Raw genomic sequence first — 26,441 nt, 5'->3', positions numbered from 1 at the left:
TCCTTTCGTGGACGAGTGGGTAGCGGGTCCCCGCCGAAGCCGAGCATCCCTGCTCGCTGCCTGCACGTGTTCCCTGAAACCGGGCGGCTGTGGGCCGCCTCTATGGTTAAAGACGAACGAGCGCGGAAAAACCGTCAGTTTTTTTCCCATCAGATCTGATAGGCATTGCTTATCATTCGCGAATGCTTAGCCGTTGCAGTTGCGGGTCGGCGTCGATCTGCCTGTCGCTGAACGGCAAGGTCTGCCATTGCTGGCGGGAAAACAGCTCGGTCTGGTCGCGGTAGTGCGGCGAGCGCGGATCGCTGGACTGGGAGAAAGCCAGCAACCCGCGAGCCTTGGGCCCTTCCTCGGGGAAGGTCACCAGTTGGATGTAGCTGGTGCCGCCGACCACCTCCAGGTGGTCGCCCTTGCGGACGCTCTGGATCGCGTTGTAGACCCCGAAATGGCCATCGCCGCCGGGAATCGCGATGCGTTCCTGGCCACGGGTGCTCACTTGCAGGTCGCCCCAGCGCGCGCCGTCGGGAATCCCGCTCTTCTCCACCTCCGCCGCCGCGTCCGCCAGCGCCTGGCGCACCTGGGCCGCCACCTGCGGCCGGTCGAGGGCGATGCCTTGCGGCGTATCCAGGGGACGTTGCGCATCGAACGGTTCCTTCCACGCGCCGTCGAGTTCGGCGAAGCGTTGCATGAAGCGCTGGAAGTAGACGAAGCCGCTGCCGCTGTCGAGGTTGGCGCCACGGTCCCACTGCGCCAGGGCCGCGCAGGCACGGGCAAGGGACTTCTCGCCCTGGTTGTCGCGGCACAGGCGGAGCAGGTCCGGCAGCACCTGGTCGGCGCTGAAGACATGGTTGGCGGTGACCATCTCCTCGAGCGTCTTCGCCTCCAGCGGCTGCTTGCCCTGTAGCCGGCTCAGGGCGTAGCGCGCCCGCGGACCGATGGGCTTCTCCTGGCTGACCAGGGGCGAGAAGCCCTGCAGCGGGCTCGCCGGGTTGGTCAGCCAGGCGCTGTCGTTGGAGTTCTGCACGAAGTCCCTGCGCAACAGCACCGGCAGTTGCGCCGACGGGGTGATGCCAGCCTGGGCCGCGGCCGGGTCGCGGCTCCAGGCACAGCGGCTGTCCTGCCCCTGGAGGGCCGGCAGGCCTTCGGCGACCAGTTGCGGAATGGCGCAGGCGGGAATCAGTTCCGGCTTCAGGTAGGGCACCACCGACTGGTTCATGTACAGGGCGTTGCCCTGCTCGTCCGCGGCCAGGGTGTTGACCCAGGGGATCCCCTGTAGCGCCTCGACGCGCCGGCGCAGGTCGGCGACGTCGCTGGCCTGGTTGATCGAGTACCACTGTTGCAGTACCCGGGTGTTCTCCAGGTTGGCGTCACGCAGCGCATAGGCCTCGCTGCGGTTCCAGTCCAGCTTGCCGGGCCAGACCACCAGCGGGCCGTAGATCGACTGGTAGACCTTGTGCTCGACGCGCGACAGCTTGCCGTCGGCGCCGCGCACCTCGATCGCGACGGACTTCTCCTCCAGCGGCAGCGAACGACCGTCGACCAGGTAGCGCCGCGGGTCCTTCGGGTCCAGCGCCAGGCGATACAGGGTGAAGTGGCTGGAGGTATCCACCGTGTGGGTCCAGGCCAGGTGGCGGCTGAAGCCGATGTTGACCACCGGCAGGCCGGGCAGCGAGGCTCCCATCACGTCGAGCCGGCCGGGAATGGTCAGGTGCATCTGGTAGAAACGCATCGCGCCGTTCCAGGGGAAGTGCGGGTTGGCCAGGAGCATGCCCTTGCCGTCCGCCGAACGTTCGCTGCCAACGGCAATGGCGTTGCTGCCGCGCTCCAGGCGGAAGCGCTGGCGCCGCTGCTCGGCGACCTGGAACGCCTGCTCGCCGCTCAGGGCGACCTTCTCCGTGCCGGGCGGCGCGGCGGCCACCAGCGCGTCGGCGAACTGGCCGACCCCGCCTTCGACCAGCAGGCGCCGGGTCAGGCGCAGCAGGTCATCGGTCGCGATGGCCCGCAGCCAGGGCTGGCCAAGGCAACTGGTGGTCTTGCCGTCGGCCTCGCGGAGGAAGCGGTTGAAACCGGCGGCGTAGCCTTCGAGCAACTGGCGCACCGCGGGCGTCTGCGCCTGCCAGAAGGCTTGCAGCGCCTCGGGTTGGTTGAGCCAGGCGTAGAAGATGTCGGACGGCAGGTTGTCCAGCTCGGCCGACGACTTGCCCTCGCTGCCGAAATAGCGCGCCCGCTCGCCGCGCGCGGTGACGATCTCCTCGGCCAGCAGGCAGGCGTTGTCGCGCGCGTAGGCGTAGCCGATGCCATAGCCCAGGCCGCGCTCATCCTTGGCCCGGATGTGCGGCACGCCATAGGCGGTCCAGCGGATATCCGCGGCCAGCCCGGTCGGCCGCGGCATATCGGCCTGGACCGGCATCATCGAACCCAACAGCATGCCGGCCAGGCCGGTCAGTACGGTACGCATCCCCATCGATGTCGTTTCTCTGCAAAGTGGTGGCCGGAACGGCCGGGACATGCAACGAAAACGCCCTGCGTGCCGGGCATCCCCTGGCGGGGAAACGGGCAACACAGGGCGTGGCGGCGTGGCGCCGATCAGCTGGCCAGGGCGTGCTCGTGCAGGGCGCGGGCCGCAGTACCGGGCTTCAGGTGCTGGTACAGGGAGCCGGAGATTTCCTCGGCACGCACCGGCAGCACCGACAGCAGGGTGTCGCTGAGGCCATGGCTGGCCTGGCAGAAGCCCTGCATGTAGATCGACGCCTGGCAACGCTGGTCGGTGATCAGACGATAGTTGCGGTCGACCTCGAAGTCCCCGAGGTAGTCGGCCATCGGCTCCAGCAGTTGACGATGCAACTGCCGCTCATAACCGGTGGCGAGGATTACCAGGTCGTAGCGCTGCACGCTCAGTTCGCCATTGGCGGTATTACGCAGCGCCAGCTCGATACCCTCGGCGCCTGCCGTGGCCTTCTCCACCGAGCGCAGGCTACGGAAGGCGTGGCGCGGGACTCCGGAAACCTTCTGGCGATAGAAGATGCCGTAAATACGCTCGATCAGGTCGATATCCACCACCGAATAGTTGGTGTTGTGGTACTCGCGCACCAGGCGCTCACGCTCCGCGCCTTCCTGGTTGTAGATCAGGTCGGTGAACTCGGGCGCGAATACTTCGTTGACGAACGGGCTGTCGTCCGCCGGCTTCAGCGCCGAACCGCGCAGGATCAGGTCGACCTGTACCGATGGATAGCTGTCGTTGAGATCGATGAAGGCTTCGGCGGCACTCTGTCCGCCGCCGATGATCGCGACTTTCATCGGCTGGCCGTTGACACAGGGCTGCTTGAGCATGCGCTCCAGATACTGCGAATGGTGGAAGACCCTGCCATCATCCTTCAGGTGGCGGAACGCCAGGGGAATTCGCGGCGTACCGCCGGCGCTGACCACCACCGAGCGAGTGGTCCGCACAAGCTCCTCGCCTTCGGCGTTGCGCGAAGTCACCCGCAGCGCCTCGACCTTGCGCTCGACCAGCATCGGCTCGACCGACAGCACTTCCTCGCCGTAACGGCTCTGCTCGGCGAAGTGGCCGGCGACCCAGCGCAGATAGTCGTTGAACTCCATGCGGCAGGGGTAGAAGGTGCCCAGGTTGATGAAGTCCACCAGGCGCCCATGTTTGTGCAGGTAGTTGACGAAGGAATAGGGACTGGTTGGATTGCGCAGGGATACCAGGTCCTTGAGGAAGGAAATCTGCAACTCGCTCTGGCTGACCAGGGTATTGCCGTGCCAGCGATAGTCGGCCTGTTTGTCGAGGAACAGGACTTGCAGTTCCCCCTGGGTCCTCGCGCGTTCCTCAAGGGCGATCGCCAGGGCGATGTTCGAGGGGCCGAAGCCGATACCGATAAGGTCGTGAACGACGGCGGTTGCTGTAGCCTGGGTCATTTCCAGTGTCCTCTGGATAGGCTCCCGAAACCGGGGAGCGATAGGTCAAGAGCGGCCCGTAAGGGCGTCTGTTGACTAGGAACGAGGACCGGGAAACGAAATTTAACCGCGCTGGATCAACTGGACTCCCAGGCTCGCATGCGCAGGCGGCAGTGCCTCATCGCATTGACGATGTGCTTTTCCACGAGACTGCGGGAGATATTCAGGTGCGCCGCTATCTCGTTGTGGGAAAGACCTTCCAGCTTGCGCAGGAGGAAGGACTCGCGGCACAGCGGCGGCAGTTCGTTCAGCGCCAGGGTCAGGAGGTCGAGGCGCTGACGCTGGTCCTCGAGTACCTGGGGGGAAGGCTCGGACATACCCTCCTCCTCGTCGAGGACGTGCAAGGGCTCGGCCTTGCGCACCCGGCTGCGGCGATGCTCGTCGACCGCGAGATTGAGCGCCGTCCGGTACAGGAACGCCCGCGGATGCTCGATTCGCGCTTGACTGGAGCGTTCCAGCACGCGCAAATACGCGTCGTGAGCAACGTCGGCCGCCGCCTGTCGGTCTCCGAGCCTGGCGCTGAGAAAGCGCAACAGCTCCCGATAATGGTTTTCCAAGACAACTCCTGCTCGCTACCGCGTGAGCGCTATCCTTGACAGAATGGGAAACCCCACAGGCGATGTTGGCAGCCTGAAATCATTAAATTTATAATAATTCTCATCCAGCTTTAAAGCCTTGCCATCGAACAGAGACGACAGGGCGCAAACGGAACCCTCGATGAAGACACCCCTCCCCGCCGACAGCGACACCTTGGTCCAGGACGCCGCACACTGGTGCATGCGCCTGCATGCCGAGGACTGTAGCGAGGAAGAGCGTGCCGAGTTCCGTCGCTGGCTGGCGAGCGATCCGAGGCACGCCGACGAATACGCAGCAATGGAAGAAATCTGGCAACTCAGCGAATTGCTGCCCCGCCGCTCCGACACCCCGGCGGCCGCCCCGGCATGGCCGCGCCCGCGTACTTCCCGCAGGCGCCACTGGAGAAACCAGGCGCGAGCTGCCGCGCTCGCCCTGTTCCTGCTCCCCGCCTCGGCCTACCTGGGCTGGTTGCAGGGCTGGATTCCCTCCAGCTATCAACGCTACACGGCGCAGGACAATATCCGCCACGTCACCCTCCCCGACGGCAGCGAGGTAGAACTGGATCTCAAGACCCGCCTCAGCTTCGCCAACTTCAGGGACATCCGCCGCGTCGTACTGGACGACGGCGAGGCCTATTTCCATGTCACCCACGATACGGCCCACCCCTTCGTGGTCAGGGCCGGCAAGGGTTCGATCACCGTCACCGGCACCCGCTTCAACGTCTGGAAGTACCAGGACAACGTCGTCGTCACCGTGACCGAAGGCTCGGTGAAGGTCCGCAGCGAAGGCTCGGGCAACGACAGCAGCCTGACCCCGGGCATGCAGGCCAGCTACTACCCCGGGCTGCTGCAACCGCTGGTCGAGGCGGTCGATACCCGCCAGGCACTGGCCTGGCGCGAAGGCCGCCTGATTCTCGACGACCTGCCGCTGGCTCAGGCCCTACCGCTGATCAACCGCTACCTGGAGCATCCGCTGGTCCTCACCGACAAGACCAGCGCCGAACTGCGCATCGGCGGCATCTACAGCACCCGCGAGATACGCAACCTGGTGGAGGCCCTGCCGAAGGTCCTGCCGGTGGATCTCGAGCACCGCGACGACGGCAGCATCCGCATCAGCAGCCGCTACGCCCAGCTCTGATCCGACGCTAAATTATCCGCTTCCGCCTTCGTATACCTGGGAGCGCCAGCCCGCCCGACATACAGCGGCGGTCTCTCCACGCACCGGCCGGATTCCCGAATGAGACGAACCCGTAGTACTCGTCGCGCACTGCTCGTCGCAGTCTGCCTCAGCCCCCTGATCGCCCTGGCCGCCTGGCAGGCCTATCCGTTCCGCAGCAACAGCTTCGATACCGTGAGCGTCAGCCGCGGCAGCATCGAGAGCAGCGTCTCGGCGCTCGGCACCCTGCAACCGCGGCGCTACGTCGACGTCGGCGCCCAGGCCTCCGGGCAGATCCGCAAGTTGCACGTCGAGGCCGGGGACGATGTGACGGAAGGCCAGTTGCTGGTCGAGATCGACCCCTCCACCCAGCAGGCCAAGGTCGATGCCGGCCGCTATTCGATCGAGATGCTCAAGGCCCAACTGGCCGAGCAACGTGCCCAGTACACCCTCGCCCGCCAGCAGTACCAGCGCCAGCAGCGGCTGGCTGCCGGCGGCGCGACGCGTACCGAGGACGTGCAGAGCGCCCAGGCGCAGATGCTCGCCACCCAGGCGCGGATCGAGATGTACCAGGCGCAGATCCGCCAGGCCCAGGCCTCGTTGCGCAGCGACGAAGCCGAACTCGGCTATACCCGCATCTACGCGCCGATGTCCGGCACGGTGGTGGCGGTCGATGCGCGCGAAGGCCAGACCCTCAATGCCCAGCAGCAGACCCCGTTGATCCTGCGGATCGCCAAATTGTCGCCGATGACCGTCTGGGCCCAGGTTTCGGAAGCCGACATCGGCCGGGTCAAGCCCGGCATGCCGGCCTACTTCACGACCCTCAGCGGCGAAGGCCGACGCTGGACCGGCAAGGTCCGGCAGATCCTCCCGGTGCCGCCCAAGCCGCTGGACCAGAGCAACCAGGGCGGCGGCAGCCCCACCAGCGGCAGCGGCGGGCAGAGCGGCAGCGGCCGGGTGGTGCTGTATACCGTGCTGGTCGACGTGGACAACGGCGACCACCAACTGATGGCGGAAATGACCGCCCAGGTGTTCTTCGTCGCCGCCACCGCGGAAAACATCCTCACCGCGCCGGTCGCCGCCATCCACGACGACGGCAAGGGCGGCCAGGTCGCCTGGGTGGTCGGCAGCAATGGCAAGCCGCAGAGCCGCCAGATCAGGACCGGCATCAGCGACCGCCTGCGGGTACAGGTGCTTGCCGGCCTGGAGGAAGGCGACCGCCTGCTGATGGCCGCTCCCGACGGCAGCGACAGCTGATGGAAAACGCCACGCAACCCGTCCCCCTGATCGAACTGCGCGACATCCGCAAGCGCTACGGCGGCAATGGCACTCCGGAAGTCGAGGTACTCAAGGGCGTATCGCTGTCGATCCACGCCGGCGAGTTCGTCGCCATCGTCGGCGCCTCCGGCTCCGGCAAGTCGACCCTGATGAACATCCTCGGCTGCCTCGACCGGCCCAGCTCCGGCAGCTACCACTTCGCCGGCCACGACGTCGCCGAACTGGACAGCGACGAGCAGGCCTGGCTGCGCCGCGAGGCATTCGGCTTCGTGTTCCAGGGCTATCACCTGATCCCCTCCGCCTCGGCCCAGGAAAACGTCGAGATGCCGGCGATCTACGCCGGCACCCCGGCGAGCGAGCGGCACACCCGTGCGCGGGCCCTGCTCGAACGCCTGGGCCTGGCCGAGCGCACCGCCAACCGTCCGCACCAGTTGTCCGGCGGCCAGCAGCAGCGGGTGTCGATCGCCCGCGCGCTGATGAACGGCGGCCATATCATCCTCGCCGACGAACCCACCGGCGCCCTCGACAGCCACAGCGGCGCGGAAGTCATGGCGCTGCTCGACGAGCTGGCCAGCCAGGGCCACGTGGTGATCCTGATCACCCACGACCGCGACGTCGCCGCCCGCGCCAAGCGCATCATCGAGGTGCGCGACGGCGAGATCGTCAGCGACAGCGCCAACGACGAGCGCCCGGCGCACCCGAGCGCCGGCGTCGAGCGCCACCTGCAGGCCGACGATCTCAGCCAGCGCCTCGCCGAGGGCAGCAGCGAACCCTCGGGGGCCTGGCGCGCCGAACTGCTGGAGGCGGTGCGCGCCGCCTGGCGGGTGATGTGGATCAATCGGTTCCGCACCGCGCTGACCCTGCTCGGGATCATCATCGGCGTCGCCTCGGTGGTGGTCATGCTCGCCGTCGGCGAGGGCAGCAAGCGCCAGGTGATGGCGCAGATGGGCGCGTTCGGCTCGAACATCATCTATCTCAGCGGCTACTCGCCGAACCCGCGCGCGCCGATGGGCATCGTCAGCAGCGACGACGTCGCCGCCATCGCCACCCTGCCCCAGGTGAAGAAGGTCATGCCGGTGAACGGCGGCGAGCTGGTGGTGCGCTACGGCAACATCGACTACCACGCCTACGTCGGCGGCAACAACACCGACTTCCCGGAAATCCTCAACTGGCCGGTGGCCGAGGGCAGCTACTTCACCGAGCGCGACGAAGACGCCGCCACCACGGTCGCGGTGATCGGCTACAAGGTGCGCAAGAAGCTGTTCGGCAGCGCCAACCCGATCGGCCGCTACATCCTCATCGAGAACGTGCCGTTCCAGGTCATCGGCGTGCTCGCCGAGAAAGGCTCCAGCTCCGGCGACAAGGATGCCGACAACCGCATCGCCATCCCCTACTCCGCTGCCAGCATCCGCCTGTTCGGCACGCGCAACCCCGAGTACGTGATCATCGCCGCCGCCGACGCCCAGCGCGTGCACCAGGCCGAACGCGCCATCGACCAGTTGATGCTGCGCCTGCACCGCGGCCAGCGCGACTACGAGCTGACCAACAACGCGGCGATGATCCAGGCCGAGGCGAAGACCCAGAACACCCTGTCGCTGATGCTCGGCTCGATCGCCGCGATCTCCCTGCTGGTAGGCGGGATCGGCGTGATGAACATCATGCTCATGACCGTGCGCGAACGCACCCGCGAGATCGGCATCCGCATGGCCACCGGCGCCCGCCAGGGCGATATCCTCCGCCAGTTCCTCACCGAGGCGGCGATGCTCTCGGTGGTCGGCGGCCTGGCCGGGATCGCCCTGGCCCTATGCATCGGCGGCGTGCTGCTGCTCGGCCAGGTCGCGGTGGCCTTTTCCCTGTCGGCCATCGTCGGCGCCTTCAGTTGCGCGCTGGTCACCGGACTGGTGTTCGGCTTCATGCCGGCGCGCAAGGCCGCCCAGCTGGACCCGGTGGCCGCCCTGGCCAGCCAATGACGGACATGTCCATGAAGAAACTTTCCCTGATTTCCGCCTGCCTGCTGCTCGGCGCCTGCGGCAGCACGCCGGCGCCCCTCGACAGCGGCCTGGCCGCGCCCCCTCAGTGGCGCTACCTGGCGGCCGGGCGCAGCGATGCCAGCGACATCCGCCAGTGGTGGAAGGCCTTCGGCGCGCCGGAACTGGACAGCCTGCTGCAACGCGCCCTGCTGAACAGCCAGGACCTCGGCGCAGCGGTGGCCCGCGTGCGCCAGGCCCAGGCCTCGGCGGTGATCGCCGGCGCGCCGTTGCTGCCGGAGCTGAATGCGACGCTCGGCGCCAGCCGGCAGAAACTCCTGCGCGACTCGGGCTACAGCGGTACCGACGCGACCTCCGACAACGATGCCGTCGACTCCTTCTCCGCCGGCCTCAGCGCCAGCTACGAAGTGGACTTCTGGGGCGGTCGCCGAGCTGCCTACCGCAGTGCCCTGGAAAGCCTCAAGGCCAGCGAGTACGACCGCGCCACGGTAGAGCTGACCCTGCTCTCCGGCGTCGCCAACAGCTACCTGCAGGTATTGGCGCTACGCGAACAGCAGCGCATCGCCAGGCTCAACCTGGACAACGCCGAGCACGTCCTGCGCCTGGTGGAGACCCGCCATGCCGCGGGCTCGGCCACCGCCCTGGAGGTCGCCCAGCAGAGCAGCCTGGTCGCCAGCCAGCGCAAGCAGCTGCCGCTACTCGAGCAGCAGGCCCATGAGGCGCTGATTACCCTGGCCACCCTGATCGGCGAGCCGGTGCAGGCGCTACAGGTGGCCGAGCGACCTTTCGACAGCCTGCGCTGGCCGGAGACCGGAACGGGCCTGCCGAGCGAACTGCTCAGCCGCCGTCCCGATATCGCCAACGCCGAAGCGCAACTGGCCGCGGCCCAGGCCGACGTGCAGGTGGCGCGCGCGGCGCTGTTCCCCAAGCTGACCCTGAGCGCCTCGCTGTCGTCCGGCGCCAACCGCGCCGCCGACACTTTCCGCAACCCCTATTACAACCTGGGCGCCAACCTGCTCGCCCCGATCTTCAACCACGGCCGCCTGCGCGCCGAGCGCGACCGCAGCCTGGCGCGCCAGGAAGAACTGCTGGAAACCTACCGCAAGGCGATCCTCACCGCCTTTGCCGACACCGAACGCTCGCTGAACAGCATCGACGGCCTCGACCGCCAGCTGCACTGGCAGCAGCAGGAGCTGGAGCAGGCGCAGCGCGCCTTCGATCTCTCCGACAGCCGCTACCAGGCCGGCGCGGAAACCCTGCTGACGGTCCTCGAAACGCAACGCACGCTGTACGCGGCGCAGGATGCCGCCGTGCAACTGCGACTGGCCCGCCTGCAGGCCTCGGTCGGCCTGTACAAGGCCCTCGGCGGCGGCTGGCAGAGCGACCGCCCGGGTCTCGCGCGGAAAGACTGAGGCCCGCGTTGCGCGGGCCTCCTCCATACTTACTCGCTCTTTCGCCGTTCAGCGCCTGAGCTGGTCGCGCGCCAGCTTCAGGTTGCGCGCGTACCAGGGCCGCCGCGGCGCACGCTTGAGCCAGCCGCTCAGTTGATCTTCTTCGCTGAAGATGATGCGCAAAGCCAGCTTCATGGTTTCCACGTCCAGCTCCACCGAGTTGCTGCTCGCCTGGACATCCGAAAGCCCGCATCCATGGGTCGCCGGACCCAGCCAGGGATCGCCGACCTCGACCCATCGACCGGGCGCGAACCATTGGATGCCCTCCACTTCGCGGCGCTGCACTTCGCCAGGATGGAAACGCTCGTGGGCGCGATACCAGTCCTCGATGCGGTCGTCGATCCAGCCGTGGAACGACCAGAACACCGGGTTCACATGGGAGGAAAACGGGTCGCCGAGGAAGTCGTTCTCCGGGCGGAACCAGCGCGGGGAAAAGTCCGATGGTACCCGGTCGCTCATCACCGGCGCGCCGTTGGAAGGATCGCGAGTCACCGAAGCCCAGCGCATATGCAGCCAGTCGTGCATGCCCAGCTCCATCTCCGAGCCGAACTGACCGAGCGTCAGTTTCGCCAGGTATTCCGGGTCCTGGTATTGCGACTCCCAGACCAGGAAATTGGCGTGATAGCCCTCGTCGCTTTTCAGCCCACGCAGCCACTCGGTGTATTCGTCGTCGTCCACCGCGACCCAGGCCGGCGGGACGGAACAGCCGTCAGGGTTGTCGAAGTAGCGCAGGAAGCCGACCCGGTCGTGGGCCAGCGGTACGCCCGGCAGCGGCAGGCGCCGCCAGGACGGCAGGTCCTGCATCGAGCGCGCGGTATGCAGCATGTGCCGGTGCATGAAGAAGAAGTCGATACCGGAAGCATTGCGGTCCTTGTGACGACCACGGGCGTCACGTTCGCGGTCCAGTGGGCCGGGCTGCCAGCCGACGCCGCGCAGGGCGTTGCGCTGCTTCTCGGAAAGCCGATGCCACTTGTCCCGCGAGGCATGCCAGAGCTGGTGGAAGAGGCGATGCTGCGGCGAGATCAGCCAGGCGAGCAAGCGCTCGTTGAGGCCGATGCGCTCGCGAGCCAGCGGAAACGGGCGCTTGACCGCCACGAAGCGGAAATCCTCCTGCGCTTGCAGTGGCGAGCGCTCGAGGCGCTCGATGCGACCGCTGAGGGTGCCGTCGCCGGCATTGGCCAGATTGTCCCAGACCTCGTCGAAGACCGCCGAGCAATCGTAGCTCGGGGTCATCGATGCGGTGTTGCCGTCCACCAGGCGCCAGCGGATGCGCGCGGAGCGCGCACCGACCAGGTCGCCAAGCAGGCGGAAGCGCGGTTCCTGCGGCCCTCTCAGGCGCTCCGGAGTATCCAGGTATCCGATCAGGCCCAGCCCCCTGGGCGCCACGTCGAGCACCAGCTCCAACCCCTCCAGCGGTAACCCCGGCAGGCCGGCGTCGGCGCCGAGCAGGCGCAGGTCCCAGATACCGCGCAGGCGGTCGCCCAGGCGCATGGCCTCGGTGGCGGCCAGGTCCAGCGTCGCTTCGCCGGGCGTGGCCGGGTGCTCCTCGTCTTCGCGCAGGCGGACCAGATGACGATGTGTGTAGTAAGCCACCGGCAGGGCAGCCGCTCCGGTGAGCGCCAAACCCGCCATGAATCCGCGTCGAGAAACCGTCATCGTCCTACCTGTTCAGCCATGAAGCTCGCTTTATCCAGCTAGAACGTTCCGTCCATCGGCAAATTTACCGGAGCCGGCGTCGCTGGCGGCACCCGGCGAATTCGTCGGCCCGCTAAATTTTCCGTCCCTGCCCTCGTCCCACCCTGACAGGTGCCCCGCTCTGCAATGCGGAACGACCGGCGTCCACCGATTTCGAACCTGACTGGGACGGCAATGACTAGAACTCGCAAAAGAACGGCGCTTTACCTCGGCCTGCCACTGCTCATCGTCCTGCTGGCCATCGGCGGCTGGCTGGCCTGGACCCAGTGGCTGGGCAGCGCCGGCTACCCGCGCAAGGTCATACAACACGCAGAGGAGTTGCACGAACGCATCCTCTCCTTCGACAGCCGGATCACCGTGCCGCTGGACTTCGGCACCACCGGCAACGAGGTGGACAAGGACGGACCGGGCCAGTTGGATCTGGTCAAGGCTGGCCGCGGGCGCCTGTCCGGCGCTGCCCTGGCGATCTTCGGCTGGCCGGAGATGTGGAACGGCCCCGACGCGCCGCACAAGCCGACCCCCGGTTTCGTCGACGAGGCTCGTCACCAGCAGGAAATTCGTTACAAGATTCTCACCGGCATGGTCCGCGACTTTCCCAACCAGGTCGGCATCGCCTACTCCCCCGAGGACTTCCGCCGCCTGGCCATGGAAGGCAAGTTCGCCATCGTCATGAGCATGCTCAACGCCTACCCGCTGGGCGACGACCTGTCCCAGCTGGACAAATGGGCCGCCCGCGGCGTGCGCATGTTCGGCTTCAGCTACGTCGGCAACAACGACTGGGCCGACTCCTCGCGCCCGCTGCCCTTCTTCAATGACTCGCCCGACGCCCTGGGCGGCCTCTCCCCGCTAGGCAAGCAGGCGGTCGAACGGCTCAACGATCTCGGGGTGATCATCGACGTCTCGCAGATGTCGACCAAGGCCCTGGAACAGGTCGCCGCCCTCAGCCGCGCGCCCATCGTCGCCTCGCACTCCGCGCCGCGTGCCCTGGTGGACATCAAGCGCAACCTCAGCGACCACGAGATGCAACTGATCAAGGACAGCGGCGGCGTGATCCAGGTGGTCGGCTTCCCCGCCTACCTGCGTCCGCTGAGCAAACCGACCCTGGACAAGCTCAACGCCCTGCGCGCGCGCTTCGACCTGCCGCCCCTGGAAGGCCTGGACTATGCGCTGATGCCGGGCGATCCGATCATCACCATCTGGCCGGAACAACGCTTCGGTGAATACGCCAGCGCCCTCTACGGCATCCTGGAGGAGGAGCCCAAGGCCGGCCTCAAGGAACTGGTGGACGCCATCGACTACACGGTGAAGAAGGTCGGCATCGACCACGTGGGCATCAGCTCGGACTTCAACGACGGTGGCGGCGTGGACGGCTGGAAGGATGTCAGCGAAATCCGCAACGTCACTGCCGAACTGATCACCCGCGGTTATTCCGATGCCGACATCGCCAAGCTCTGGGGAGGCAACTTCCTGCGCGCCTGGGGCGAAGTGCAAAAACGCGCCAAGCCGACAGCTACCCCCTGACCACGCCGCAACGGACCTCCCGATGAACGACCGTCGTACCTTTCTCAAGCAGGCCGGCATTCTCGCCGCCGGCCTGCCGCTGCTTTCCGCTGCCCAGTCGCTCCGCGCCGAAGGCGCACCGAGCGACGCCGGCAATAAGTGGAAAGCGCTGCGCCAGCAATTCGATCTCGACCCGCAGTATCTGCACTTCGCCAACTTCCTCCTCACCTCCCACCCTCGGCCGGTGCGGGAGGCCATCGAGCGCCTGCGGGTCCGCTTCGACCGCAACCCGGGCGAAGCGGTGGACTGGCATCGCGAGGAAATCTGGAAATACGAGGACGAGGCTCGCGCCTGGGCAGGTCGCTACTTCGCCGTGCAACCTGGCCAGGTGGCGCTCACCGGCAGCACCACCGACGGCCTGGCGGCGATCTACGGCGGCCTGCTGGTGCAGCCGGGCAAGGAGATCCTGACCTCCTCCCACGAGCACTACTCCACCTACACCACCCTGGAATACCGGCACAAGCGCATGGGTACCCAGGTCCGCGAGTTCCCGCTGTTCAAGGACCCGCATCGGGTTTCCGTCGACGAGATCCTGTCCAGCATCGCCGCTCAGATCCGCCCGCAGACCCGGGTGCTGGGCATGACCTGGGTGCAGTCGGGCAGCGGCGTGAAGCTGCCGATCCGCGAGATCGGCAAGCTGGTGCGCGAACTCAACCAGAAGCGCGACGAGCAGGACCGGATCATCTACGTGGTCGATGGCGTGCATGGTTTCGGCGTGGAAGACGTCAGCTTCGCCGACTTCGACTGCGACTACTTCATCGCCGGCACCCACAAGTGGCTGTTCGGTCCGCGTGGCACCGGGGTCATCATCGCCCGCTCGGAACAGCTCCAGGAGCACCTGGTGCCGAGCATCCCGACCTTCTCCCGCGCCGACAACTTCGGCACCCTGATGACCCCTGGCGGCTACCACGCCTTCGAACATCGCCTGGCCCTGGGCACGGCCTTCGAGCTGCACCTGCACTTGGGCAAGGCCGAGGTCCAGGCGCGTATCCACCAGCTCAACGCCTACCTCAAGCAGCGCCTGGGCGAGCATCCCAAGGTCCGCCTGGTCACGCCGACCAGCCCCGAGCTGTCCTCGGGCTTCACCTTCTTCCGCGTCGAAGGCCGCGATTGCGAGGCGGTCGCCAAACACCTGATGGCGCACCGGGTAATCAGCGACGCCGTGGATCGCGATGTCGGCCCGGTGGTGCGCCTGGCGCCGAGCCTGCTGAACGACGAGGCGGAGATCGACCGGGTGCTGGAAATCCTCGCCCCGCAACTCGCCTGACCCCTTTCGCCACTCAACGAGAACCGCCATGCACGCATTATCGCCCCTGGCCCTGGCCGCACTGATCGTCGCCACCGCCCCCGCCTTCGCCGACGAAGCGAAGAAACCCGGCACGGTGTTCAAGGATTGCAAGGACTGCCCGGAGATGGTCGTACTGCCCGCCGGCAGTTTCACCATGGGCACCCCGGACGACGAGGTCGGCCGCCAGCCCGACGAGGGCCCGCTGCACGACGTGACCTTCGCCAAGCCGTTCGCCATCAGCCGCTACCAGGTCACCGCCGGCGAACTGGACGCCTACCTGAAGGCCACCGGCGTCAAGCTGGCCGACGGCGATACCCGCCCCGGCCGCGAATGCATCGCCGGCAAGCCGCGCTACCAGCAAGGCCCTCGCCAGCCGGCGGTATGCGTCGACTACAACGACGTGAAGAACTACGCCGCCTGGCTGTCAAAGAAGACCGGCAAACACTACCGCATGCTCAGCGAGGCCGAGCGCGAGTACGGCGCCCGCGCCGGCAGCGCCGGCCCCTTCCCCTTCCCGTTCGACGAAGGCAAGGAATACAGCATCGCCAAGCACGCCAACACCTACGGCGCCAGCGATGGCTACAACTTCACCTCGCCGGTGGGCAGCTTCCCGCCCAACGCCTTCGGCGTCTACGACATGCACGGCAACGTCTACGAGTGGGTCGCCGATTGCTGGCACGACCACTACAACGGCGCGCCGAGCGACGGCAGCGCGTGGATGGAGGACAAGTGCGAGCTGGTGCAGATCCGTGGCAACGACTGGGGCGAGCCGCCGATCTTCTCGCGCTCGGGCAACCGCAACAATGCCTACCCCGACGCCCGTGGCGACTGGATAGGTTTCCGCGTGGCCCGCGAACTCTGATACGGACGAAGAAAGGCCGGAGCGACGCGGGTCGCTCCGGCCTTTGCGCATCCGCGACCAGGCGTTTTCAGTCCTTCTCGGCCAGCAGCGCCAGGCCTTCATGCAAGGCCGGGAACAGACTGTCGTTGAAGTTGTTCCAGCGTAGCTCGAGGATGGTGTCGTCGGGAGATATCTTCGTTTTCAGCACGTCGTGGAAGACCTCGCCGGAATCGATGCCGTTGTCCACGTAGTGGAACGAGGCGCCGGTCAGGTACAAGGGTTCGACCGGTACGCTTTCCATCGTCGCCCAGTCGACGATCTTCTCACCCCGCGCACCATGCAATGCATCCAGGGTCGCCCAGGCGCCGCGCCGTTCGTAGGGCGAGTCGGCGCGCGTGACCCCGGGATGGATATTCATGATCCGTCGGGCGAATGGCGCCCCGGGCCGCACCAGCTCATCGAGGATGACCAGCAGGCCGTCGAGGACGACGACCTCGGCGCGCAGCTCGACCAGCGTCTCGTACAGGCGTCGTTCGAAGTCGCGCTTGCCGGCCACATGCTCCGCGCTCCCGCGCGGGTGGCGACGATAGGTGGAAGGCACGTTCAGCAGCAGATCGTTCATGCGCCGCCCCTGTACCTCCAGTTCCGCCGGGTAGAACCACTGCTGTCCAGGCCGGTAGGCGAATCCGTAGTCCTCGATCTTCTGCTGGTCGCGGGGCAGCTCCGGGTCGTCGTCGTAGATCACCCCGACCAATTCGTAGGCGTCCCCAAGCGCCGTCCGGTTCAGCGATTCGGCGAGAAACTCCAGCGGGGACTTCATGTAGCGCAGCTCGCCCTTGTAGGCCACCTGTTGTCCGGCCTTGTCGGCGGCGGCGTTTCTCAGGGACCAGATATAGGCTAATTTCCTTTTCGTCATCTCGTCTTTCTCAGGGAATGGGTCGGACTTGAGCGCGTGCTCCGGCACAGTGTTGGACTCGACAAGGGCTTCCCGGGGAACCCGCTCGAGCGTCGCTCTCACTTAAACGCAACGAACGGCCGGCCGCCGAATTTATCGTCCCCTGCGCTTTTGCCGGACGCCTCGGCGAAGCAGCGCCACAGGCTAAATTTCCCCTCCCCGGCCTCGTCTTCAGGGCAGGCGCGAGCGTGCGCCACTCCGCCATCCGCCTCTCTGCCCTTGCGTCCAGTCGGCCGCGCCGAGGAAACCCCATGTCCGCAACACCCCGTAGCGCCACTCGAGAACTCCTGAGCATTCTCAAACCCTTCTGGCCAGCGCTCAGCCTGTCGATCGGACTGGGTATCGTCGGCGGCCTGGCCATCACCGCGCTGCTCACCTCGATCAACCGCGTACTGAACGCCGAGGGAGGCATGACCAGCGGCATGATGCTGGCTTTCAGCGCGATCTGCGCGCTGGCCCTGCTCAGTTCGATCCTGTCCAACATCGGCACCAACTACGTCGGCCAGAAGGTCATCGCCCGGCTGCGCAAGACCCTCGGCGGCCGGGTGTTGTCCGCCCCGATCGAACAACTCGAACGCTATCGCACGCACCGCCTGATCCCGGTACTCACCCACGACATCGATACGGTCAGCGATCTTGCCTTCGGCCTGCCGCAACTGGTGATCTCCCTGACCGTGACCCTTGGCTGCCTGGGCTACCTGGCCACCCTGTCGCTGCCGATGTTCCTGGTCGCCGCCAGCGCCGTGGTGCTCGGCACCATCGCCCAGTACGTCGCCCGCGGCTATGGAATGGCCGGTTTCGAAGCGGCGCGCGAAGAGGAAGACCTGCTGCAGAAGCACTACCGCGGCATGGCCGAGGGAGCCAAGGAGCTGCGCATCAACCGCCCGCGCCGGCAGCGCCTGCACGGGCGACTGCTGGACGAGACCGTGGAGCGCATCTGCCGCCTGCAAGTGCGTTCGGTGAATATATTCCTCACTGCCAGCACCTTCGGTTCGCTGCTGTTCTTCGTGGTCATCGGCACCGCCCTGGCGGTCCAGACCTGGTGGCCGACCTCCGACCGCAGCGTGCTCAGCGGCTTCGTCATGACCCTGCTGTTCATGAAGGGGCCGCTGGAAAGCGTACTCAGCCTGTTGCCGCTGATCAGTCGCAACCGTATCGCCCTGCGCCGGATCGCCGAACTCAACGAGCAGTTCTCCAATCCCGAACCCTACCTGCTGCTCGAGAACGACGTCTCCAGACCGGCTCAAGAGGTGCGCAGCATCGAGTTGCGCGATGTCGGCTACAGCTATCCGGGCGTGCCGGGCTCGACGCCCTTCCGCTTCGGCCCGGTCAACCTGACGATCCGCCCGGGAGAGATACTCTTCATCGTCGGCGAGAACGGCTGCGGCAAGACCACCCTGATCAAGCTGCTGCTCGGGCTGTACACGCCCCACGAGGGCTCGCTGCTGCTCAACGGAGAGGAAGTGACGGCACAGGCGCGCGACGACTATCGTCAGCTGTTCACCACCGTGTTCGCCGACTACTACCTGTTCGATGACCTCGTCGACGGCGAGCAACAGTTGCCGGAAGAAGCCGGGCGCTACCTGAAGCGCCTGGAAATCGCCCACAAGGTCAGCGTCAGCGACGGCAGCTTCACCACCACCGACCTCTCCACCGGCCAGCGCAAGCGCCTGGCGCTGGTCAATGCCTGGATCGAGAAGCGCCCGGTGCTGGTCTTCGACGAATGGGCCGCCGACCAGGATCCCACCTTCCGCCGGATCTTCTATACCGAGCTGCTTCCCGAGCTGAAGCGAATGGGCAAGACCATCATCGTGATCTCCCATGACGACCGCTACTTCGACAGCGCCGACCAACTGCTGCGTCTGGCCGGCGGTCGAGTGGTCGAGGAGCTGCAACCGGCCTGAAGTGCTCTGCCTGCGAACACGGGAAAAACGATTTTTGTTTTCCGGTTTCGCGCCGACCAAACGTCTCAATGGGAAACCAAATAACAATTATTCCCAATCATGACATCCATAAGAGTACTAGAGAGCATGCCAGCACTCCGCACACTCCCCCGTTTCACCAAGGCTCTAGTGATGCGCAATACCCTGACGCTGCATCCGCGCCTGAGCACCGCCGCCCTGGCCATGGCCCTGTTGGCGCCGATCGCCAGCCAGGCCGAAGCGCAGAAGATCCAGTTCGACATCGGCGCCCAGTCCCTGCCCAGCGCCCTGCGCCAGTTCGGCCAGCAGAGCCAGTTGCAGGTGCTCTACAGCGCCGATGAAGTGCAAGGCCTGCGCAGCAACGCGGTCCGCGGTCAACTGAGCGTCGAAGCGGCTCTCGCCGAACTTCTCCGCGGTACCGGCGCCAGCTACAGCCTGCAAGGCTCCAGCGTTACCATCAGCGCCCAGCGCTCGGCGGACTCGGTGGACCTCGGCGACATTACCGTCACCAGCCAGGAGTCGGCCTGGGGTCACGTCAACGGCTACGTGGCCAAGCGCAGCGGTACCGGCACCAAGACCGATACCCCGCTCAAGGAGATCCCCCAGACCATCAACGTGGTCACCCAGGACGAGATCAAGGCGCGCGGTTCGCAGACCGTCACCGAGGCCCTGCGCTACACCCCGGGGATCACCGGCGGCGGCTTCGCCGACCGGGTGAAGATCTTCGACGAGCCGACCTCGCGCGGCTTCAGCCCGGCGCCGATGTACCTCGACGGCCTGCACATGCCCTACGGCGGCGGCAGTACCGGCGGTGCCCTGCAGATCGACCCCTATACCCTGGAACGCATCGAGGTGCTGAAGGGGCCGGCCTCCGTGCTCTTCGGCCAGAACCAGCCTGGCGGCATCGTCAACATGGTATCCAAACGCCCAACGGCCGAACCGATCCATGAGGTGGTGCTCGGCGGCGGCAGCCAGGACCGCCGCTACGGCGCTTTCGACGTCGCCGGCGCGCTCGACGAACAGGGCACTTATCTCTACCGCATAACCGGCGTAGGCCGGGACATCAACTCGGAGATCGACTATGCCGAGCAAAAACGCTTCATGCTGGCACCGAGCTTTACCTGGAACCCCAACGAGCAGACCAGCCTGACCTTCTACGGCCAGTACCAGAAGGACAACGACGTACCCGAGGCCCAAGGCCTGCCGGCCTACGGCACGGTGTTCAGCACGCCCAACGGGCGGATCAAGCGCAGCACCTTCATCGGCGAGCCGGGGCTGAACTCCTACGACCGCGACCAGTTCGTCGTCGGCTACGAGTTCAGCCACGAGTTCAACGATGTCTGGACCTTCAAGCAGAACACCCGCTACGCCTATGTCGACGACCAGTACGTGGCCCCCCTGCACGGCTACCGCTTCGTTCCCAACCCGAACACCGGCGCCAACGACCAGCGCTATACCACCCGCTATGGTGTCGACTGGTCCCAGACCAACAAAGTGTTCGGCATGGACAACATTCTCCAGGCCAAGTACAAAACCGCCGATATCGAACACACCTCGCTGATCGGCCTGGACTACTACCACTCCAATTCGAAATTTCTTGGACTGTACTCCTACGAAGCAGCATCGCCGATCATCGATCTATACAAACCGGTCTACGGCAAGCCATTCACCTTCGGCAGCCCATATCGCTGGGATCGGACCATCAGGCAGACCGGCGTCTATCTGCAGGACCAGATGAAGTGGAACCAATGGTTCCTGACGCTCGGCGGCCGCTACGACTGGGCGGAAACCGACAGCAAGGAGACGGCCGGACATTCGAACGCCAAGGATGAGAAGTTCAGCGGCCGCGCCGGCTTCGGTTATGAATTCTCCAACGGCATCACCCCGTACGTGAGCTATTCCGAGTCGTTCCAGCCCGTAAGCGGCTATAACCTGGACCAGAACTCGAAAGCCTTCAAGCCGACCACCGGCAAGCAGTACGAGGCGGGGATCAAGTACCAGCCGCCGGGACAAGACAGCTTCATCCAGGCATCGGTCTACCAGATCGATCAGAAAAACGTCCTGACCACCAATCTCGAGAACCCGAACTTCTACAATCAATCGGCCGCCATGCGCTCCAAGGGCTTCGAACTGGAAGGCAAGGCGAGTCTGACCAACAACCTGGGCATCATCGCGTCATTCTCGCGAAACGACGTCAAGTACACCAAGGACAACGATGGTCGCGAAGGACGTCATCCCGCGGGCACTCCGCCGATGACCGCCGCCGTCTGGCTGGACTACACCCTCGGCGGGGATACCGTGCTCGCCGGCCTCGGCGCGGGGATCGGCGCGCGCTACACCCGCGGCAGCGACGGCACCGATACCGCCGACAACCACTTCACCATCCCCTCCTATACCCTGTACGACGGCAAGCTGTCCTACGACTTCGAGAAATCCCCGCTGCGCCTGAAAGGCCTGAAACTCCAGGTCAACCTGGAAAACATCGAGGACAAGAAGTACGTCAGCCGCTGCGCCGGCATCTGGGACTGCTACTACGGCCAGGGCCGCACCATCACCTCCGACTTGACCTACAACTGGTAAGGCATCCGGGGGAAGGCCAGCGGCCTTCCCTCTTCATCAGTGCGAACGCTCTACGAAAAAGCCCCGCCAGATCATCTGACGGGGCTTTTTCACGAAGGATGGCGGTGCTCAGGTCGCCAAGGCCGCCACCAGCGCGTCGGCGATCATGTCCTTGGCGTCGTCCGCCTCGTCGACGATCGCACCCATGCGCAGGAAATCATGGGTCATCCCCGGATAGACGCACAACTCCACCCGGGCGCCGCCCTGGCGCAGGTGCTCGGCATAGGCGATGCCCTCGTCATGCAGCGGGTCGCACTCGGCGACCAGCAGCAACGTCGGCGCCAGGTCAGCCGGCACCACGCCGAGCAACGGCGAGAAACGCGGGTCCTGACGGTCCTCGGGGCTACGCTGGTAGTGCTGGTAGAACCACTCCAGGCTGTCCTTCTCCAACAGGTGGCCAACGGCATAACGCTCGATCGATTGGCGCGTGCGGCTGGCATCGGTGACCGGGTAGATCAGTACCTGCAGACGCGGTTGCGAGGCGTCTCCCCGCAGCGCCAAGCGATGCGACAACACCGCGCACAGACTGCCGCCGACGCTGTCGCCGGCAACCGCCAGGCGTTGCGGATCGATGCCTAGCCGTGCGGCTTCGGCAGCCAACCAGCACCAGGCATCCTCGGCGTCCTCGGCGGCGGTCGGAAAACGCCACTCCGGGGCCAACCGGTAGGCCAGAGAAAGCACCACGCAACCGGCGCGCTCGGCCAGGCTGGCGCACAGCGCGTCGTGGGAGTCCAGGCTGCCGACGACGTAGCCGCCGCCATGCAGGTAGAGCACGCCCGGCAACGGCGGCGACGCGGACAGCCCCTGGGGACTGTAGAGGCGCGCCGGCAACGGCGTACCGTCCCGCGCCGGGACGAACAGCGTCTCGACGCGCGGCAGCGGCTCGTCGAGGCCTGGGTCCATCAACGCCGACGACTGGTCGAACTGCTCGCGCGCCTGTTGCACCGTCAACTGGTGCATGGGCAGGCTCTTGCCACTGCTGCGGCCGTTGCCGACCAGTTCCAGGTATGCCGCGATATCGGGGTTCAAGGCCATTTCATAGTCTCCAACGGGCCGGCCCCGGCGGGGCCGGCCAAAGCTTCGTCATGAATAGACGAGGCTGCCGTGGATTTCTTCAAGCGCCTCCACCAGGGAGTCGAGCACCTCCTGCGCATGGGGTATCTGGAAATGCCCGCACGCGGCGACCCGACCGGCCAGAGGCTGACCACCCAACTGCCGCGACAGCGCCCGCACCTCTTCACCACGCCCGCGCGTCCACCAGCACAGCGGCCGGACCTGGATCGGCGAGCAACTATCCAGTTGCCCGGAGAGTTGCTTGAGTTGCCGGGCGACCAGGAATACCTGGGCCAGTTCGTCGCAGCCCAGCCCTCCCTTCCCGGTCTGGCCGACGCCAAGGCACTCGGCGATGGCGGCGCTGACGTTGTCGCGCTGCTCCAACCCGGCGGCCAGTGGCGGACGGGTTTCCAGGCCGGCGCTGACGCTGAGGAAGTCCAGCAGATCCTCGCGCCAGTCATCGGCGGCAGGCGCCTCGGTTCCCGGCACATAGCTGTCCAGCAGAGCGAGGAAGGCCACCTGCTGTCCCTGCCGCTCGAGTTCGGCGGCCATCAGCATGCCCAGGGTCCCTCCCAGCGACCAGCCGAGCAGGTGATAGGGACCCTCGGCCTGGCGCTGGCGGATCAGCGCGACGTAATCCTCGGCCATCCGTTGCAGGGAAACGTCCCGCCAGTTCGGATCCAGCAGCGAGCGGGCCTGGATAGCCAGTACGCTGCGGCGGCCATTCAGGCGCCGGGCCAGCGGTTCATAGTCGAACACCGTGCCGAAGCCGGCATGCACGCAGAACAGCGGCGGGCATCCGTCCACCGCCGCGTTCAGCGCCAGGATCGGCGACGGCGGCGCAGCACTGTCGTCGTACCCGGACAAGGCGGCGATGCTCGGTTTCTGGATCAGGTCGCGCAGCTTCAGGCTGAAGCCCAGCTTCTTCAGGGCACGGGCCTTGGCCACCACCTGCATGCTGAGGATAGAGTCGCCACCCAGCTCGAAGAAGTTGTCGTGCACACCGATCCTTGCGATGCCGAGCACTTCCTGCCAGATACCGGCCAGGGCCAGCTCCAGCTCATTGCGCGGCGCAACGTAGGCCTCGCTGGCGGTGACGTCGATGTCCGGCAGCGCCTTGCGGTCGATCTTGCCGTTCGGCGTCAGCGGCATCGCCGGCAGCAGGGCCAGGTGCGCCGGCACCATGTACTCCGGCAGATCGCGCTTGAGGCGCTCGCGCAGGCGCTCGAGCAGGCCCGAGGAGTCCGCGCCGTCTTCCGCAACCACATAGCCGAGCAGTTGCTTGCCACTCGCCGCGTCGCGGGCAACCACCACCGCTTCGCGGACCTCGCCGGCATCCTGCAGGCGCGCCTCGATCTCGCCCAGTTCGATGCGGAAGCCCCGCACCTTGACCTGGTTGTCGATGCGCCCGAGGTAGTCGAAGGTGCCATCCTCGCGCTGACGAACCAGGTCGCCGGTGCGATAGAGGCGCTCGCCGGTACGGCTGAACGGGTTGGCGACGAAGCGCTCGGCGCTCAACCCCGGTCGCTGCAGATAGCCTCGCGCCAGGCCGACACCGCCGAGGTACAACTCCCCGGCCACGCCTGCCGGCAACGGGTTCAGGTCGGCGTCCAGGACATAGCCGCAGCGCTCGCCGACGAAGCTGCCGATGGGCGCATAGGCAGCGCCGCATTCAGTGTCCATGGCAGCCTTCCAGATCAGCGGCGTGACCACGGTTTCCGTCGGGCCATAGCCGTTGATGATGTAGCGCGGTTTCAGCGCGCGCTTGGCCAGTTCGAAACCGGCCACCGGCACCGCGTCGCCGCCGAAGCAGTAGATGCGTACCGGCGGCGGGTTGCCGTCACGCTCGGCACGCTCGGCATGCTCGGCCAGCTGTTGCAGGTAGACCGGCGGGAACGCGGCAACCGTCACGCCGTGGCGTTGCATCGCCGCGTAGGTCTGCTCCGGCGTCCACAGCGCATCGTCGCGCAGCAGCAGGCTGCCGCCATGGCCCAGGGCGGTCAGCCAGCGCTCATGGGCGCCGTCGAAAGCGAACGACATGAAGTGCAGCTCGCGATCGGCCGGGGTCATCTCGTAGCGCTCGCCGACCGCGTCGATGTGCATCGCCAGAGGACCATGGCTCACCGCGACGCCCTTGGGCAGGCCGGTGGAGCCGGAGGTATAGATGACGTAGGCGAGGTTGGCGGGATGGACCTCGACCTGCGGCGCCTGCGCCGAATGCTCCAGCAGATCCAGGCGGTCCAGGGCCAGGGCGGGCACGCCGGCGGGCACCGGCAATTGCACCAGCGCCTGGGTTTCGCTCAGCAGCAGGGCGATGCCGGAGTCCTGCATCAGGTAAGCCAGCCGCTCACGCGGATACGCCAGGTCCAGCGGCACATAGGCGCCACCGGCCTTGAGCACGGCGAGCAGCGCGACGACCAGCTCGGTGCCGCGCGGCAGCGCCACACCGACCCGCACGTCGGCCGCCACGCCGCGCTCGACCAGCGCATGCGCCAGGCGGTTGGCCCGCGCGTCCAGCTCGGCGAACGAGTGGCTGCGCTCGTCGAACACCAGCGCGGTGGCGTCCGGCGTGCGCCGGCTCCACTCGCCGATGCGCTGGTGTACCAGCGGATACCGATCCGGACACGCGCCATCCGCCAACGGCACCCGGGCACTCGGCAAGCCGATGTTGCCCAGGCGGCACTCGGCGTCGCCGCTCAAGGCTGCGAGCAGCCCTTCCATGTCCGTACGCAGACGCTCGACCGAAGCCACGGCGAAGTGCTCGCGCAGGAACATGTATTCGATCGCCAGGCCGGAATCGTCGCTGGTCACCATCAGGTCCATGGGGAAGTTGGTCAGGCCTGCGCTGCGCATCTCGCCGAAGCGCAGCGAATCGTCGCGCCAGTCACGCAGCGTCCGGTCAACCGGATGGTTCTCGAACACGATGATGCTGTCGAACAGCGATTGACCGCTGCGCCCAGCCCAGCGCTGGATGTCGCTGAGCGGGGTGTACTCCTGCTCGCGCATCTCCAGGTTGTAGTCCTGCAAGGCTCTCAGCCAATCGCCGACGCACTGTTCCGGCGCCACTTCGCAGACCACCGGCAAGGTATTGATGAACAGCCCGAGGATCCGTTCCGACGCCTCCAGGCTGGCCGGCCGACCGGCAACGGTGGCGCCGAAGGACACGCAGCGCTGGCCGCTGTAGCGACTCAGCAGGAGCAGCCAGGCGCCCTGTACCAGGGTATTGAGCGTCACTCGCTGGGATTGGGCGAAACGTTTCAGGTGCTCGGTGGCATCGCTGTCCAGGCGCGTGTACAACGCCTGGTGCCCATATCCTTCGCGGGCAGCGTTGAAGGCGTCGGCCAGATAGGTCGGCTCGTCCATGCGTGCCAGTTGGCGGCGCCAGAAGGCCTCGCTGGCCTTGCCATCGCGCGCCCGCAGCCAGGCGATGTAGTGCCGGTAAGGGACGGCGGGCGGCAGGCTGCCGCCGGAATAGAGTTCGAGTATCTCGCCGAACAGCTGCGAAGTGCTCCAGCCATCGATGAGAATGTGGTGGTAGGTCCAGATCAACTGGTAGCGATCCTCGCCCAGGCGCAGCAGGCGTACCCGTTGCAGCGGCGGCTGGCCCAGGTCGAAGCCCTTGCGCCGCTCCTGTTGCGCGACCTGTTCCAGCGCTTCGTCGCTTATCGCCCGCCCACGCCAGTCGAGGACCTCGAACGGCAGCCCGGGATCGGCCAGGACAAATTGCAGGGGCTCTTCCTGGTCCAGCCAGAGGAAGCCGCTGCGCAACACTTCATGGCGCTGCGCCACCGCCGACCAGGCGCGTTGCAGGCGCTGCGGATCGAGTCCGTCGACCGCGATGCTCAATTGGTTGATGTACAACTCGGCGTCCGGGCTGTTCAGCCCGAGGAACAGCATGCCCTGCTGCATCGGCGAGAGGCTGTAGAGGTGTTCCAGCCGTTCGTGGGGCAACGGCAGCGCCTGCACTTGCTGCGGCAGTAGATTGTGCAGGACGGCGCCGTCGGGCACGCTCGCCGGCTCTGCGACGGGCGCCGCCGCGCTGCAGCGCTCGGCCAGCTTGCGAATGTTCTGCAACTGGAACAGGTCGCGCGGGCTCAGTTGCAATC

General features: G+C 66.4%; 16 protein-coding genes. 9 read left to right on the top strand and 7 right to left on the bottom strand.

What is annotated here, in order from left to right:
• Positions 1–172 precede the first annotated feature (172 nt).
• From pvdQ to HMPREF2924_RS13940, 3 genes are all read right to left on the bottom strand, one after another.
• Positions 173–2,461 (bottom strand): bifunctional acylase PvdQ, encoded by a 2,289-nt coding sequence (gene pvdQ, locus HMPREF2924_RS13950; RefSeq protein WP_003131511.1) that lies wholly within the window; start codon positions 2,459–2,461, stop codon positions 173–175.
• Between the two features lie 122 nt (positions 2,462–2,583).
• The gene (locus tag HMPREF2924_RS13945; RefSeq protein ID WP_003089540.1) at positions 2,584–3,915 is read right to left on the bottom strand and encodes a lysine N(6)-hydroxylase/L-ornithine N(5)-oxygenase family protein; all 1,332 of its coding nucleotides are present in this window, start codon (positions 3,913–3,915) and stop codon (positions 2,584–2,586) included.
• 116 nt (positions 3,916–4,031) lie between these two features.
• Positions 4,032–4,511, bottom strand: a complete 480-nt coding sequence (locus tag HMPREF2924_RS13940; RefSeq protein WP_003089542.1) for a sigma-70 family RNA polymerase sigma factor — start codon at positions 4,509–4,511, stop codon at positions 4,032–4,034.
• Between the two features lie 160 nt (positions 4,512–4,671).
• On the opposite strand from HMPREF2924_RS13940, the gene HMPREF2924_RS13935 reads away from it, so the two are divergent.
• The 4 genes from HMPREF2924_RS13935 to ompQ all read left to right on the top strand — a co-directional run bounded on the left by HMPREF2924_RS13935 (position 4,672) and on the right by ompQ (position 10,363).
• Positions 4,672–5,667, top strand: coding sequence for a FecR family protein (locus HMPREF2924_RS13935; RefSeq protein WP_003089544.1), 996 nt, complete (start codon positions 4,672–4,674; stop codon positions 5,665–5,667).
• 99 nt (positions 5,668–5,766) lie between these two features.
• Complete coding sequence (pvdR, locus tag HMPREF2924_RS13930; protein ID WP_003089547.1) at positions 5,767–6,942, top strand: pyoverdine export/recycling transporter periplasmic adaptor subunit PvdR; 1,176 nt, start codon at positions 5,767–5,769, stop codon at positions 6,940–6,942.
• A complete protein-coding gene (gene pvdT / locus HMPREF2924_RS13925; RefSeq protein ID WP_003131508.1) occupies positions 6,942–8,933 on the top strand; it encodes a pyoverdine export/recycling transporter ATP-binding/permease subunit PvdT in 1,992 nt (663 codons plus the stop codon). The genes pvdR and pvdT overlap by 1 nt, the downstream gene beginning before the upstream one ends.
• A gap of 5 nt (positions 8,934–8,938) precedes the next feature.
• Positions 8,939–10,363 carry a pyoverdine export/recycling transporter outer membrane subunit OmpQ gene (gene ompQ, locus HMPREF2924_RS13920; protein ID WP_003131505.1) on the top strand — a complete coding sequence of 475 codons (1,425 nt, stop codon included), beginning with the start codon at positions 8,939–8,941 and terminating at the stop codon, positions 10,361–10,363.
• 48 nt (positions 10,364–10,411) lie between these two features.
• On the opposite strand, the gene pvdP is transcribed toward ompQ, so the two are convergent.
• Entirely contained in the window at positions 10,412–12,058 is a 1,647-nt protein-coding gene (pvdP, locus tag HMPREF2924_RS13915; RefSeq protein ID WP_020750878.1) for a pyoverdine maturation tyrosinase PvdP, read from the bottom strand.
• Positions 12,059–12,271: 213 nt separating this feature from the next.
• Between pvdP and pvdM the strand changes: the two genes are divergently transcribed.
• Genes pvdM through HMPREF2924_RS13900 form a run of 3 tightly spaced genes read left to right on the top strand, consistent with a single transcriptional unit; the run spans position 12,272 to position 15,807 of the window.
• Complete coding sequence (gene pvdM / locus HMPREF2924_RS13910; protein WP_003131503.1) at positions 12,272–13,618, top strand: pyoverdine-tailoring dipeptidase-like protein PvdM; 1,347 nt, start codon at positions 12,272–12,274, stop codon at positions 13,616–13,618.
• Positions 13,619–13,640: 22 nt separating this feature from the next.
• Positions 13,641–14,924, top strand: coding sequence for a pyoverdine-tailoring periplasmic protein PvdN (gene pvdN, locus HMPREF2924_RS13905; protein ID WP_003131500.1), 1,284 nt, complete (start codon positions 13,641–13,643; stop codon positions 14,922–14,924).
• Between the two features lie 28 nt (positions 14,925–14,952).
• Positions 14,953–15,807, top strand: a complete 855-nt coding sequence (locus HMPREF2924_RS13900; RefSeq protein ID WP_003110606.1) for a dihydropyoverdine dehydrogenase — start codon at positions 14,953–14,955, stop codon at positions 15,805–15,807.
• Between the two features lie 67 nt (positions 15,808–15,874).
• On the opposite strand, the gene HMPREF2924_RS13895 is transcribed toward HMPREF2924_RS13900, so the two are convergent.
• Positions 15,875–16,702, bottom strand: coding sequence for a formyl transferase (locus tag HMPREF2924_RS13895; protein ID WP_003110605.1), 828 nt, complete (start codon positions 16,700–16,702; stop codon positions 15,875–15,877).
• Between the two features lie 290 nt (positions 16,703–16,992).
• Between HMPREF2924_RS13895 and HMPREF2924_RS13890 the strand changes: the two genes are divergently transcribed.
• Together HMPREF2924_RS13890 and HMPREF2924_RS13885 are read left to right on the top strand one after the other, a co-directional pair.
• Positions 16,993–18,645 carry a cyclic peptide export ABC transporter gene (locus HMPREF2924_RS13890; RefSeq protein WP_003089559.1) on the top strand — a complete coding sequence of 551 codons (1,653 nt, stop codon included), beginning with the start codon at positions 16,993–16,995 and terminating at the stop codon, positions 18,643–18,645.
• Positions 18,646–18,816: 171 nt separating this feature from the next.
• On the top strand, positions 18,817–21,243 hold the full coding sequence (locus HMPREF2924_RS13885; protein ID WP_003131497.1) for a TonB-dependent siderophore receptor: 2,427 nt from the start codon (positions 18,817–18,819) through the stop codon (positions 21,241–21,243).
• 108 nt (positions 21,244–21,351) lie between these two features.
• Here the strand turns inward: HMPREF2924_RS13885 and HMPREF2924_RS13880 are convergent, their stop codons facing one another.
• Both HMPREF2924_RS13880 and HMPREF2924_RS13875 read right to left on the bottom strand, forming a co-directional pair.
• Complete coding sequence (locus HMPREF2924_RS13880) at positions 21,352–22,317, bottom strand: alpha/beta hydrolase (protein ID WP_003131494.1); 966 nt, start codon at positions 22,315–22,317, stop codon at positions 21,352–21,354.
• A 48-nt stretch (positions 22,318–22,365) separates the two neighbouring features.
• The coding region (locus tag HMPREF2924_RS13875) for a non-ribosomal peptide synthetase (RefSeq protein ID WP_049331500.1) at positions 22,366–26,441 on the bottom strand (4,076 nt) is incomplete at its 5' end.

The sequence above is a fragment of the Pseudomonas sp. HMSC063H08 genome (genome assembly GCF_001813645.1).
GTDB lineage: Bacteria > Pseudomonadota > Gammaproteobacteria > Pseudomonadales > Pseudomonadaceae > Pseudomonas > Pseudomonas aeruginosa.
The sequence above is the reverse complement of the archived record's forward strand: the minus strand, read 5'-3'. Positions and strand labels throughout refer to the sequence as shown.

Bases quoted from the DNA above. Each gene is read 5' to 3' on its own strand.
- pvdN (WP_003131500.1), top strand. From the start codon at position 13,641: ATGAACGACCGTCGTACCTTTCTCAAGCAGGCCGGCATTCTCGCCGCC.
- pvdM (WP_003131503.1), top strand. From the start codon at position 12,272: ATGACTAGAACTCGCAAAAGAACGGCGCTTTACCTCGGCCTGCCACTG.
- HMPREF2924_RS13900 (WP_003110606.1), top strand. From the start codon at position 14,953: ATGCACGCATTATCGCCCCTGGCCCTGGCCGCACTGATCGTCGCCACC.
- HMPREF2924_RS13890 (WP_003089559.1), top strand. From the start codon at position 16,993: ATGTCCGCAACACCCCGTAGCGCCACTCGAGAACTCCTGAGCATTCTC.
- pvdT (WP_003131508.1), top strand. From the start codon at position 6,942: ATGGAAAACGCCACGCAACCCGTCCCCCTGATCGAACTGCGCGACATC.
- HMPREF2924_RS13935 (WP_003089544.1), top strand. From the start codon at position 4,672: ATGAAGACACCCCTCCCCGCCGACAGCGACACCTTGGTCCAGGACGCC.
- pvdP (WP_020750878.1), bottom strand. From the start codon at position 12,058: ATGACGGTTTCTCGACGCGGATTCATGGCGGGTTTGGCGCTCACCGGA.
- pvdQ (WP_003131511.1), bottom strand. From the start codon at position 2,461: ATGGGGATGCGTACCGTACTGACCGGCCTGGCCGGCATGCTGTTGGGT.
- HMPREF2924_RS13895 (WP_003110605.1), bottom strand. From the start codon at position 16,702: ATGACGAAAAGGAAATTAGCCTATATCTGGTCCCTGAGAAACGCCGCC.
- HMPREF2924_RS13885 (WP_003131497.1), top strand. From the start codon at position 18,817: ATGCGCAATACCCTGACGCTGCATCCGCGCCTGAGCACCGCCGCCCTG.
- HMPREF2924_RS13880 (WP_003131494.1), bottom strand. From the start codon at position 22,317: ATGGCCTTGAACCCCGATATCGCGGCATACCTGGAACTGGTCGGCAAC.
- HMPREF2924_RS13945 (WP_003089540.1), bottom strand. From the start codon at position 3,915: ATGACCCAGGCTACAGCAACCGCCGTCGTTCACGACCTTATCGGTATC.
- ompQ (WP_003131505.1), top strand. From the start codon at position 8,939: ATGTCCATGAAGAAACTTTCCCTGATTTCCGCCTGCCTGCTGCTCGGC.
- pvdR (WP_003089547.1), top strand. From the start codon at position 5,767: ATGAGACGAACCCGTAGTACTCGTCGCGCACTGCTCGTCGCAGTCTGC.